The 12,687-nt window shown below is 47.7% G+C and carries 14 protein-coding genes; all 14 read left to right on the top strand.

The genetic code is table 11. The features are described 5' to 3' along the window. Nucleotides 1–46 precede the first annotated feature (46 nt). Nucleotides 47–424 carry a BlaI/MecI/CopY family transcriptional regulator gene (locus PKH29_04240; protein HNX14043.1) on the top strand — a complete coding sequence of 126 codons (378 nt, stop codon included), beginning with the start codon at nucleotides 47–49 and terminating at the stop codon, nucleotides 422–424. A 2-nt stretch (nucleotides 425–426) separates the two neighbouring features. Further along, nucleotides 427–2,676 carry a M56 family metallopeptidase gene (locus PKH29_04235; GenBank protein ID HNX14042.1) on the top strand — a complete coding sequence of 750 codons (2,250 nt, stop codon included), beginning with the start codon at nucleotides 427–429 and terminating at the stop codon, nucleotides 2,674–2,676. A gap of 251 nt (nucleotides 2,677–2,927) precedes the next feature. Then, nucleotides 2,928–4,934, top strand: coding sequence for a hypothetical protein (locus tag PKH29_04230; protein ID HNX14041.1), 2,007 nt, complete (start codon nucleotides 2,928–2,930; stop codon nucleotides 4,932–4,934). Between the two features lie 187 nt (nucleotides 4,935–5,121). Beyond that, nucleotides 5,122–5,787: a site-2 protease family protein gene (locus PKH29_04225; GenBank protein ID HNX14040.1), complete on the top strand. Its 666-nt coding sequence runs from the start codon at nucleotides 5,122–5,124 to the stop codon at nucleotides 5,785–5,787. Continuing rightward, nucleotides 5,784–6,500, top strand: coding sequence for a segregation/condensation protein A (locus PKH29_04220; protein ID HNX14039.1), 717 nt, complete (start codon nucleotides 5,784–5,786; stop codon nucleotides 6,498–6,500). Before PKH29_04225 ends, PKH29_04220 begins: the two co-directional genes overlap by 4 nt. Then, nucleotides 6,490–7,131 carry an SMC-Scp complex subunit ScpB gene (gene scpB, locus PKH29_04215; protein HNX14038.1) on the top strand — a complete coding sequence of 214 codons (642 nt, stop codon included), beginning with the start codon at nucleotides 6,490–6,492 and terminating at the stop codon, nucleotides 7,129–7,131. Before PKH29_04220 ends, scpB begins: the two co-directional genes overlap by 11 nt. A 1-nt stretch (nucleotide 7,132) precedes the next feature. Continuing rightward, nucleotides 7,133–7,762: a hypothetical protein gene (locus PKH29_04210; protein ID HNX14037.1), complete on the top strand. Its 630-nt coding sequence runs from the start codon at nucleotides 7,133–7,135 to the stop codon at nucleotides 7,760–7,762. 49 nt (nucleotides 7,763–7,811) lie between these two features. Beyond that, nucleotides 7,812–8,228 carry a GerW family sporulation protein gene (ytfJ, locus tag PKH29_04205; protein ID HNX14036.1) on the top strand — a complete coding sequence of 139 codons (417 nt, stop codon included), beginning with the start codon at nucleotides 7,812–7,814 and terminating at the stop codon, nucleotides 8,226–8,228. 104 nt (nucleotides 8,229–8,332) lie between these two features. Further along, nucleotides 8,333–9,517 carry a D-alanyl-D-alanine carboxypeptidase family protein gene (locus PKH29_04200; protein HNX14035.1) on the top strand — a complete coding sequence of 395 codons (1,185 nt, stop codon included), beginning with the start codon at nucleotides 8,333–8,335 and terminating at the stop codon, nucleotides 9,515–9,517. Between the two features lie 26 nt (nucleotides 9,518–9,543). Beyond that, a complete protein-coding gene (locus PKH29_04195) occupies nucleotides 9,544–10,263 on the top strand; it encodes a pseudouridine synthase (GenBank protein HNX14034.1) in 720 nt (239 codons plus the stop codon). Nucleotides 10,264–10,301: 38 nt separating this feature from the next. Next, entirely contained in the window at nucleotides 10,302–10,625 is a 324-nt protein-coding gene (locus PKH29_04190) for a hypothetical protein (protein HNX14033.1), read from the top strand. A 186-nt stretch (nucleotides 10,626–10,811) separates the two neighbouring features. Then, nucleotides 10,812–11,660 carry a PHP domain-containing protein gene (locus PKH29_04185; GenBank protein HNX14032.1) on the top strand — a complete coding sequence of 283 codons (849 nt, stop codon included), beginning with the start codon at nucleotides 10,812–10,814 and terminating at the stop codon, nucleotides 11,658–11,660. Then, entirely contained in the window at nucleotides 11,657–11,803 is a 147-nt protein-coding gene (locus PKH29_04180; GenBank protein ID HNX14031.1) for a hypothetical protein, read from the top strand. Before PKH29_04185 ends, PKH29_04180 begins: the two co-directional genes overlap by 4 nt. Beyond that, nucleotides 11,796–12,053, top strand: a complete 258-nt coding sequence (locus tag PKH29_04175) for a TIGR03905 family TSCPD domain-containing protein (protein ID HNX14030.1) — start codon at nucleotides 11,796–11,798, stop codon at nucleotides 12,051–12,053. The genes PKH29_04180 and PKH29_04175 overlap by 8 nt, the downstream gene beginning before the upstream one ends. Nucleotides 12,054–12,687 lie beyond the last annotated feature (634 nt).

Here is a 12,687-nt window from a genome sequence, read left to right as displayed (position 1 = left end):
ATACTGTGATTGGGTTGACAAGTGTGTACCAAATGGAGGCGATATTATGAATCTTTCGGACGGCGAGTGGAAACTGATGAACCGGCTTTGGCAGGGCGGACCGTATACGATCATGCGGCTGACTGAAGCGCTAAAAATGGAAACCGGGTGGAGCAAACACACGGTGATCACGATGCTTGCGCGGCTCGAAGCCAAGGGTGCGGTACGCCATGAAGAAGGTGAGCGGGCCAAACGGTATTATCCTGCGGTCGAGCGCGGCGAAATATCGGCGGCAGAGACCGAGAGTTTTCTCTCGAGGGTTTATAACGGGCATTTGGGCGGACTGGTAAACGCCATGGTCGATCAAAAAGCACTTTCTAAACAAGAAATCGACGAGCTCTACGAAATTTTACGTCGGGCGGGAACAACGGAAGAGAGGTCATAAATATGACGGAACTGCTGATCACATCCTCAATATTAATTATCATTGTCGCCGTGTTGCGGTTTACGCTCAAAAACAAACTCTCCCGGCGGATTCGTTATGCGCTGTGGGGATTGGTGGTGCTTCGCCTGCTGCTGCCGTTTTCGCTGTTCACAAGTCCGATTTCAGCTGTTGATAAAAAGACGGTCGCATCAGTGAACAATGCGGCGCAGTCGGTGCGCGTTCCGGTTAGACCTTACGAGTATTACACGTTGCAAGAATATTTGGAAGAATACGGCTCGGTTTTGGAAAAACCGCTTGAACAGGTCAATGGCCTCGACCTCGAAGCGGCTTCGGTCAAGCGCCAAACCGTCCCGCTTGAAACGCTGCTCAAGTGGATTTGGACCGGCGGCGCGGCAGCGGCTGCGGTCTGGTTTTTTATTCAGAATACGATTTTTTACATCAAACTACTGAAAGTTCGCGTTCCGGTCGAGACCGACGAAAATTATAAGTTGAAAGCTTATCGAGCCGATTTTTTGCATTCGCCGTGCCTGTTTGGCTTGCTCAGACCGGCTGTCTATCTCAACGAAAAAGCGCTTGCGGATGAAAACACCCAAAGAAGTGTGTTGACACATGAACTCTGCCATTATGCGCACGGCGACAACTTGTGGTCGTTTGTGCGGTGCGTCCTGCTTGCGGTCTATTGGTTCGACCCGTTTGTCTGGATGGCGGCGGCGATGTCGAGAACCGACTGTGAGTTGGCCTGCGACGAAGCCGCGGTTAATAAACTCGGCGAGGAAAATCGCATTTCGTATGGTAAAGCGCTCGTCGGCATGATCGAAATCAAACAAGCGCCCGTGGGTCTGACCTGCGCGGCGACCACCATGGTATCGGGCAAAAAAGGGATAAAGGAACGTGTGAAGATGATTGCCGATAATCACAAGACACGGGCTTGGGCTGCAATTGCATTAGCGCTGGTAATAATGTTCACCGTCGGCTGCACGTTCGGTATCGCTAAACAAAAAGAACCGGTCACGGCTTCCGAGATGACCGTCGCCGGTCTGCATCTCGGCATGTCGACGGACGAAGTCACACAGTTGTTAGGGGAGCCGCTTACAGCGCAAGAAAAGAAAGTACGGGAAGATTCCCCTTATACTTATCGGATATGGGAATATGATGGCTTAAAACTATTATTTACATATTCCGAAGCGGAAGGCAGGCATTTATTATCAAGCGCGACGATTTCCGATGAGTCTTACCGTCTTCCGAGCGGCTTGAAAGTCGGCGTGAATTATGAAAAAGTACTCAAAACCTACGCCAAGGGTGAAGATTACGGCGAGTCGAATTCCGATTATTCCGCCGATTTATTGATGTTTGGTGCAGACAAAGACATCAGCAGTTTATTTCGACTGATCACAAACGACCCCGCCGATATCACATTAATATACCGCAACATGGCCGACGGCGATCAAACCGGGAGCGGAACCGCTTATTTTTCAAAGACATATGCGGGCGGAATGATCAATTATTGCTGGTACCCCTCGGACTCCGACGCATTTCTCGTGTTATCATTTATCTTTGACGAAAGCGGAAAAGTTACCAAAATCAGTTTTGGCGACGCAGAAAAGAATCCGGTATCATGGTCATGGCAATCCGGTCATGTCGTAACCCCGGATGATATGGCGTTCGGCGAACTCAAACTCGGTCTCACCATGGATGAGGTGCGTACTATTTTAGGCGAGCCGACCAAAATTCTCGACTCCGACGAGCTTGAAGAGAACACTTTCATCTACGGTCATTATTATACTTGGTATTACGGTGAAGAACTTCAATTAACATTCTATCGGTTCGACGGAATCTTGACAGCGCCCTATCAGCTCGGCAGTATTTGGTCGGAAAGCAAGGCCTATCAATTGCTTTCGGGTCTGACAGTCGGAGACAAGTTAATAAATGTGATTGAGGCCTATGCGCAGGATAATCATTTCGGAGAAAAAGTTATCGGCAACGACGGAGAGCCGTTCGGTTATTATCTCTACGGCGGTGTTACAACCGAGGACTTTAACGGACTTCCGCTCACCGAAGCGGTCGGAACAGCGCATGTGGATCATGACACCGGTACCGGCACCGGATCGATTATTTATCACTGGTATCCGGTCGGCAGTTACGGTTTCGAAAAAAGCTATTCGCTCATTTTCGATTTAGATTCTTTTAAAAACGTCACTCGTATTCGATTTTATTATCATTCATTGATGGATCCGCCGCAAGAGGCGCAGTAAGTGTTTCCCACGCGGGGTTATTCTTAATCGATTGTTATGTTTGACAAAATAAGGAATGCGGGTTATAATTGATATATCACAAGCAGCTTGAGGATGTAGTCGGAACACCTTTCGGTAATCTTAGTTCCCGACGGTACGTTCTATTTTACCAAACTCTCTTATGATGACAAACTTAAGGTTACGTGAAATCAGGGTTTGTTACGAGGTTTATCCGTTCGGCATGTTTTCAAGTAAAGCGATTGGGGGGCATTATGGCAAAAAGAACCACAGTTATAATTTCATTGACAGCAGTCATTTTGGTTTTGATTATGGTTACCACCGGTTGTGCTTTTAAAACCAACCGGGAAAAGGAACCGGTCACATCCGCTGAGATGACGGTAGCCGGGCTGCGGCTCGGTATGTCCATGGAAGCCGTGAGGGAATTGATGGGAGATCCGATCACCAACAGCTCAAAAAGTGAATACGGAGACAACCCGCGGTCTTATCAGGTTTGGGAGTTTGGGGGTCTTTCGGTATGCTTCGTCACCTATTGGCAGAGTACACCGGTTGTTTGCCGCGTGACCGTCACCACAGAGGCCTATCAGCTTCCGAGCGGTTTAAAAATCGGATCGCATCGAAGCCGGGTGCTTGATGTTTACGCAAAAGACGATCATATGGGATTGCCGCTCTCGGGTTTTGACGCCGAAATGCAATTGATTGATTATCATGAAAGCGAACTTCGAAAATCCGTTGCCTACGGTTTGTCAAGCGCTTCTTTTGTATATCAGGACTTGACGGACAAATTTGAATCCGGCGGCGGAACGGCGTATCTGTTCGAATCCGAATCCGGCAGTATCCTCAATTATCATTGGACTCCTTCGGACAACGGGACCCCCTGTCAGCTCTCGTTTGTTTTTAATTCGGAAGGGAACGCGGTTGAATTCATATTTTCCAATACGGATGATACGCCGTATTACAATCAAAAACCCGTCAAACCCGATGATTTGGCGTTTGGAGAGATCAAACTCGGTCTCACCATGGACGAGGTGCGTGCCGTCTTAGGCGAGCCCACCAAAATCGAGGACTCTGACGATCTCGAAGAAAACCTGTTTTTTTACGGTCATTATTATAATTGGTATTACGGCGACGATTTTGTTTTAAAGTTTTATGATTTCAACGGAATATACACCGATGAATTTCAATTGGGCAGTGTATGGTCGCAGAGCAGCGCCTATCAGCTGCCGAGCGGGTTGACCGTCGGTGATCCGTTCATCAAGGTGATTGACACCAACGCCCTCGATTCCAATTTCGGCAAAGATGTAATCGGTTATAACGACGAACCCTTTGGGTTTTACCTCTACGGCGGATTTACAAAAGAGGACTTTGAGACAATACCGACCATCGAAATGGCCGGAACGGCTTATGTAAACACTTATGGCGGGACGGTTGCGGGCGACGGATCTTGCATGGTTATTTATGAATGGTATCCGAGAGGCAGTTTCGGCACTGAAAACAGTTTCTCGCTGATTTTCGATATCAATTCCGATAAAACCGTGGAACAAATCCGGTTCTCCTATGATGCGATGCAGTTTGAAAATACCGAACTTGTCGTAGAGCAGCCGCTCGATCAATACTCGGATTGGGATTTTTGGAACAAGCCGGAAGAGCGGTGGGATTTGCTCGATTATAATGAATTGCTTGCCAAAATGCCGGCAATCACCTCCAACGCCGATGCCTCCCGTTTTACGGCAAAAGACGGTACAATCGGCGGTATTGGGGCAGGAGCCACACTTGAAGATATCAAGAAGAAATTCGGCGAGCCGCTTGAAATAAGCTCATCCTACTCCGACGGACCTTTGAATCAGTTTTACCGATATGAAGGCGTTTGGTTCAGCTTTTTCCGAGGGTTCACCGATGAAGATAAAATCCTTTTTTACCCCGACGAAAACGCGAAGTATGTCTCGTCGGCAGTGGTATACGGCAAGGGCATCGAAGGTCCGCGCGGAATCAAAATCGGCGACAGCTTTGAGTCGGTGATGGCGATGTATCCGCAGGATGACGATTATCGCACCAATGTCTTGTTTTACGGGATAGATGAATTTGATATGTCGGGAAAAGTTTATATTTCCGATCTTTCGCGGCTAAAGGATCCTTTTGCTCAATATGAGGGCCCCGGATGTCCAATATGCATGATTTTAGTTCCGGATGAGGAACATCCGTTTATTAAACTTTTTTTCGATGACAATTTAACTTTAAAAGAAATGAGAATTTACTATTAATCATCATCAAGCAATACGCCCTGCGCGAGTTTTCGCGCGGGGCGTTTTTTGTCGATAGAGATATTGCCGACCGGAATGGATATATCTTCTTTTTACCTTGACTCAAAAGGGGAATTACGATATAATAGTAAGGTACAATGCCGTAGGAATCAGCTTGTTTAATTTATAACGGAGCGTAACGTGCGGAATGCTGCGAATGCTTGGCTCGGGAGCGACTATTCCCGAAATATTGATCAATATTCTCTTATTGGGACTGGCACTGGTTATCGTAATGCCGGTGCACGAATTTGCGCACGCATTTGTGGCTTATAAACTCGGTGACACCTCACAGTTGACGCAGGGAAGGCTGACACTGAATCCGCTCAAACACCTCGATCCGTTCGGCGCTGTCTGCATCTTGCTGACCGGCTTCGGCTGGGCAAAGCCCGTTTATGTCAACGGTGCGCTGCTCAAAAAAGGCGGAAAATTCGGTTATAGCCTGGTCTCTCTTGCCGGACCGTTTTCAAATCTTTTACTCGCGATCGTCTTTGCCTTGTTATATCGTCTTTTCGGCAGATTCGTCACTGTCTCCGGTTCTTTTGTCTCGACCGTTATGACGTTTATTATCATAGTGTTCATGATCAGCATCAACCTTGCGATTTTTAACCTGATTCCGATTCCTCCTCTTGATGGTTTCGGCATCATCAATCCGCTGCTTCCGCCGAAAACCCAGATATTCGTGCGGAAATATCAACAGGGTTTTTCCATCATCTTTATCATTTTATTGGTAACCGGTACACTGACGGCGCCGATTTCGGTCGCCTCCGAATGGCTTCAGAACCTGATTATGAGAGGGGTGTCGCTGATTTTATGACCCAGCATCCCACAGTCAAGGTAGAGACCTTTGAAGGTCCGCTCGACCTCTTATTGTTTTTGATTGCCAAAAACAAGGTCAGCATCCTCGAAATACCGATTGCTGAGATTTTTGAACAATACGAACAATATCTCGAGGTATTGCGCGAAGACAACATCGAGATCGCGAGCGACTTTTTGGAGATGGCGGCGCGGCTCGTCTATATCAAGACCGCGATGTTATTGCCAAAGAGCGAAGAGGGCGACCTACTCAAACAGGAACTCGCTCAGGAATTGATGGAATATCAGGTCTGCCGGATCGCTGCCCAGAAATTAAGAGAGATCGCCGCATTTGATACCTTCACACGGGAACCGACGGAGCTTGAAGTGGACAGGCAATATAATCGGACGCACGAAGTCACGATTCTGACGGCGGCTTTTTTGACGATATTAGGCCGCGCAAAACGGCGTATGCCGCCGAAAGAGAGCGATTTTACCGAATATGTAGCAAAACCGGTCGTTCCGGTTGCCTGGGGCGTCTACAGTGTCATTAAACAGTTAAAACGCAGAAAGCAGGCGGCGGTGGAAAAACTGTTTGCCGACTGCACCAAACGCGACCAGATGATCGCGGTGTTTATGGCGCTGCTCGAATTGTTGAAAGCCGGGCGCGTGATCATGAATGAGGACCTCTCGCTGACGCTGAGAGAAAACAGAGGAAATGAAAATGGCGATTGAAGCGGAAGCAATCGAAAAAAATGATTTGAAGCGGCTGGAGAACGCGCTTGAGGCAATTTTATTCACTTCGGGTGAGCCGGTAGAAGCACAGCGGCTTGTACAGGCGCTCGATATTGATGAGTTCACTTTTAAAAAAGTAACGCTTGCGCTTGAAGAGCGACTTTCGCGCGAAAGCGGTTTGGCGCTTTGGAATGCCGACGACCGCTTCCAGCTTGTCACAAAATCCGAACTCGCCGAAGTTGTCCGAAAGTCCATGGAGATACGCCGGGATATCCCGCTTTCACCTGCGTCTTTTGAAGTACTCGCCATCATCGCCTACCGCCAACCGGTCACCAAAGCATATATCGAACAGACTCGCGGCGTCGACTGCAGCGGCATCATTTCGAATCTTGTGATGAAGGGTTTGATTGAGGAAAAAGGGCGGCTGGAATTGCCGGGCAGGCCGCTATTATACGGAACGACGGATAATTTTTTGCGTTGTTTCGGAATCGATACTCTTGAAAAGCTGCCCGACCTGGCTGAAATCGAGCTCGAAGCCGGCCAAAACGCCGCGGACAGCGCCGAGGATTCCGGTCAGGAACCGCTTCCGATCGGAGGGTTAATGGCCGGCGGAACTACGGAGGGCGTCTGAGATGTGGGCGCTGTATGTATTCGGCGGTCTCACGGTGATTATCATCGGAATTCTGCTGTCCGACATCTGCATTGATGTCTCATACGACAAGGGATTCGTCATAAAAGCAGGGATTTGGAAGGCATTTAAAACTATTTTTCCGCAGGAAGAAAAACCGAAAAAAAAGAAAAAGAAGATTGAAAAAGCAAAACACGAGCTGGAGGAAAAACCCGATTTCGATGAGTTTACCGAACAGCTAAGGACGATTATGAATCTGATCGGTTCGGCAATAAAAAAAGTGCGGCTGAAACCCTGTAAAATCCACATCGTCGCGGCGGCGGAAGACGCCGCGAAAACCGCAATTTTATACGGAGCCTGCTGTGCCGGGCTCTCGGTAATCGAAACGGCGCTCAGTGAAATGTTCGGCCGTTATGAAAGCGATTTTTCGGTTATATGGGATTATCAGGGCAAAAAAACGAACGTCGAAGCGAATTTGAAATTTAAAATTCGGGTTTTTTGGATCCTGGTGGTTGTGAGATCGGCGATATTCAAAATCCTCGTGCACCCGAAGCACCCGATGAAAACGATTTTCTCACCGGAAAAAGCAAAAGAAGAATACGACAACGCAAAAAAGTCTATCAAAGCGGAATAAAATGTTAAAACCGGTTCAAACATATACGGTGAAAGGAAGGTCACAAATTATGGAAATGCATCCTCTGTCTTCAATCATGCAGACCACAATGGAGAACATCAAACAGATGGTGGACGTCAACACGATCGTCGGAACGCCTGTCATGGCTCCGGACGGCACAATGATTATTCCGGTATCAAAGGTCTCGTTCGGATTTGCGTCCGGCGGCTCCGATTTTGACGGAAAAACCGCTCCCAAAACCAATTTCGGAGGCGGCGGCGGTGCCGGTGTCACGATCAATCCGATCGCTTTCTTAGTCGTCTCTTCTGAGGGCGTTCGGTTGATTCCGATCGGCACAGCCGGCGAACCGGTGGACAGAGTCGCAGCTTTGGTACCTGAAATGTTCGACAAAATCGTCTCTCTTTTCAGTAAGAAAGCCAAAGATAAGAAAGAAGAAAAAGGCGGCACAACGGCCGAAAACGAATAACGGCGAGCAGGCGGCATAAAATTCAAAAGATGTCCCTTAAATGGGGGACTGCGGCAAAAAGGCCGTTTGTCCGTATGCCGACCTGAGAGGAGTGCCGAATTTTCATGAGGAGAAAACTCACCGTGTTCGCCGTCTTTCTTGCAACAGCATTTGTCTGTTCTCTGTTGGTTCTCGATCCGGATACAAGCGCAGCTGTTGCGAGTGTCAATTTCCTGACACCTGCTTCGAAATTACTGACCGTCTCACAGGGCGATATCAGCGCACAGGCAGCTGTAGTCATCGAGGCAGCAAGCCGCAAAATCATCTGGAGCAAAAATACTGATAAAATACTGCCGATGGCCAGCACAACCAAGATTATGACAGCATTGCTGACGCTTCGTCAGCAAAATCTCGATGAGTATTTCATAGTCGATACCACAGCCATTACAGTCGAGGGTTCCTCGATGGGACTTCGGATCGGAGATCAGGCATCGTTAAGGACGCTTGCGGTCGGCATGCTGACGGTTTCGGGCAACGACGCGGCGAACGCTGCCGCTGTCCGCATCAGCGGCTCTGTCAAGGAGTTTGTTGAGCTGATGAACAAGACCGCCGCAGAGATCGGTATGAAAAATACTTCATTTGTAACACCGAGCGGACTCGATGCGAAAGAACATTATTCCACAGCCTACGATATGGCATTGCTCGCGGCGGAAGCACTGAAAAATCCGGATTTCAAGGCGATCTGCTCCTCAAAATCCAATGAAGCAACCTATGGAAATCCGCCATATCGGCGTCTTCTGATGAACAATAACCGAATGCTGCGCAGTTATGACGGCGCCGTCGGCGTCAAGACCGGTTTCACTAAAAAATCGGGTCGTTGTTTGGTCTCGGCAGCCGAGCGAAACGGCATCACGATCATCTGCGTGACCTTGAATGCGCCCGGTGACTGGGCGGATCATACCGCGTTACTGGACATGGGTTTTTCTTCGGTCGAGATGCTTTCGTTTACGCCAGCACACATCGAATATGATATTCCTGTTGCGGGTACGGCTGACAAAATCTCGGTAATTCCCTCCGGTAGCGCCGGTGTTGCCTGTCTAAAAGGGGATCAGAGCGCCATTATCACAAAAGTAAATCTCCCGAGCTTTGTTTATGCCCCGATCCACGCAGGAGATACCCTCGGGAACATCGAATACATTTACAACGACTATGTGGTCGGCAAAGTCTCACTGATTGCTTTAAGCGACTGTATTGAACCGCAGACAAAAAAGCCTGGATTTTTTGAACGCCTGTTCGGCGGAAAAGGTTAACACTCAATTTGTGAAAGGACGCAAATATGCCTGAAGACGGAGAACGCATTCAAAAATTGATGTCGGAGTGGGGGATTTGCTCCCGCCGCGCCGCCGAAAGATTGATCGAAGAGGGCAGAGTCAAGCGCAACGGCAGGGCCGCTGTGCTCGGAGAAAGAGCTGTTCCTAAAGATGTTCTGACCCTTGACGGCACGCGCATCGGACCGACTTCCGAACGAAAAATTTACATAATGCTCAACAAACCGCGCGGTTATGTCACGACTGCGAAGGACGAGCTCGGGCGCAAATGCGTCACCGATCTGGTAGCTGAGATTGGTGCTCGGCTATATCCGGTCGGTCGGCTTGACCGCGAATCGGAGGGACTTTTGCTGCTGACAAACGACGGCGCTTTCGCGCAAAAAGTTTCGCATCCGTCTTATGAAGTCGGAAAAACCTATCGCGTTACTTTAAAAGGCAAAATTAAACCGGAAACCGAGCTGGCCTTTTTGGAAGGCGTGGACAGCGAGGGAGAACACCTGACTGTAAAGCGCATTGATATCATCGAAGAAAAAGAAGATCGTACCGTGATCGAAGTTGCGCTCACCGAGGGCAAGAACAAGCATATCCGCCGTATTTGCGAAGCCTTGAAACTGGAAATTCTCCGCTTGAAAAGAATTGCCGAGGGCGGTGTAAAATTAGGCGGTCTGCCGGTTGGAAAATACCGTGAACTAACCGCTGCGGAGATTGCGACATTAAAAGATCGATAAAAATCGCACCTTATCTTGAAAGGATTAAAAAATACATCATGATATATATCAAGCATATAGAAAAGGAAGACGGGCAGTTTTACTGGATCGCTGAGGACGCGGATGGTATGATCGGGCAAATAGCCGTCAAGGCAGGGCCGGTTCCCGTGATCACGCAATTGGAATTTGAACAGTTCGAGATCGGTGACGGCCTGATCAAGACCGCCGCCGTGTTTTTTGCCGATGCGGGCGTTTCAAAGATGCGTTTTTCCGTTACTTCCGATAAAGCTGTGAAAGCCGCGGCTGCCGTGGGTTTTTTAAAAACGGAGAACGGGTTGGAACTGAACCCTGCTCATGCCATACACAGCTGCGGAGGGAATTAACTTCAAAACTACGCATTGTCAAAAGGGCTAACTTGATTTTATACAGAAAACGTAGTATAATGAACCTGTCACTTGATAGATTTCATACTGGTGATATCTGTGCAATTCATAAAATGGATATTTATGCTCTAAAGAAAAGCAGCGCGAATTTATGTTTAAATCGTTCTGCGGAAGGATGGCAAACCTATGCGTGCGGACTTACACTGCCATACCAAAATTTCCGACGGTTCCATGGGGATCGCGGAACTTTTAATGGTGGCAGCGCGGTTGAAAATGAAATATCTCGCGATCACCGATTGCGATACGATGGGCGGGGTCTCCCGTGCGGTTGTGGTCGGAAAACGGCTCGGTATCGAAGTCATACCGGGTGTTGAATTGACGGCCAGCGACAGCGAGACAGGCAAAGACGTACATCTTTTATGCTACCTGCCCGATTTTCCCGATCGGCTGGAGGGATATTTCAAACGCATGTCGGATGCCCGTAACCAAGTCTTTGAAAAGCGAATCCGGATGATATGCGAAAAATTACCGATCAGCCCTCAGATGGTAAAACTTCACACACAGGGTTGTACAACCGTGTTTGACGTCCATATCATGCATACATTGATGGACTGCGGTTATACCGATAAAATTTTCGGTGATTTGTATAACGCGTTTTTCGGAAAAGGAAAACCCTGCGATATTCCGGTCGAATGCGGCAGTTATACCGAGGTTATGCAACTAATAAAAAGCGCCGGCGGGCTTGCGGTACTTGCGCATCCCGGCAAATCGGACAACCTGGACCTTGTTGAAAAACTGGCGGATCTCGGGCTGGACGGCGTTGAGTGGGAACATATCCGCAATAATGCCGAGTCCAAAGAAAAAATCAAGCAGCTCTGTGAGCAATACGGTTTACTGATGACCGGCGGTTCCGATTTTCACGGAATGTACGATACGCCGATTCGGCCGCTCGGCGGAAACACCGTGACCGAAACCGAGATCAAGGCCCTTTATGACCGAAAACAAAAGCAACTGAAAGCTGCGGTTATGATATGACGGAAAAGAAAAAAGCGCTCGAAAAAAACTGTGAATGGAAAAGCAAGATCGAAGTCGTCTCGTGGATAAAACTCGACGGTAAAGAGGCCCAAGCGGTAATCAATGACGATGTCGCGCAGAAAGCGGGAAAAATAAATGTCTAAGCATACTTATAACACCGAAGGCACCTGCAGTCACAAGATCGAATTTGTCCTGACGCCCGACAACAAGGTGGAAAATATTCAATTCATCGGTGGGTGTGACGGAAATCTGAAAGGCCTCTGCATGCTTTGCGACGGCATGAAAGCCGATGAATTGATTCAAAAGCTCTCGGGCATCCGCTGCGGCCGAAAATCAACCTCTTGTCCCGATCAGCTCTCCCGCGCACTGAAAAAGGCATTGTCAAAACTTTGAAATTATGGCGGCTCCTAAACGGACAGCCGCCTTTTTTATTTAGATTATTTTACGCACAGAGTGAATAACGCCCAAAATATGGTGCATCTATGGCAAAGAAAGAAATAAACCGCAAAATTACTGGAACGCGGGCAGCCGATGACGCATGACGAATATCAGCTTTACCGTGCATTTCCGTACTTATAATTCACGCGGCGAGTGGCTGTATTCCGTAAGCACGCCGGACAAGTCTTCGGTGCCGTTATGCCCCCAAGAAAACAGTGCACAACCACCGGCACAGCCGGAGGTTATGGTATTAATTTTTCGCTAAACAATTTAAATAAAGCGCAAAATATAGATATAAAAAATGATATAAATTTATAAATTGTATATAAAGTGTAACTAATTAAACTTCATTCTTACGTATAAGAAACGTATGGAATAATATAGCTTATGTTTAATTGTACAATTGTACAAATGGTAAAAGAGTTTAATGTGAATGTTCGCCATGAATCCTGGATAAATATGCATAGAAGTAGTAATATTATAATTAGTAGGAATATAATGTTTAAAAATTTAACAATTTGTGCTACAATTTTTTTCAACAGGGTTGTGATGGCTCAATTTTAAAGGAGAATTTAAGCATTAAAAAAAA

Source organism: Oscillospiraceae bacterium (assembly GCA_035353335.1).
Classification (GTDB): domain Bacteria; phylum Bacillota; class Clostridia; order Oscillospirales; family JAKOTC01; genus DAOPZJ01.
This window is presented reverse-complemented; position numbering and strand designations above follow the sequence as displayed.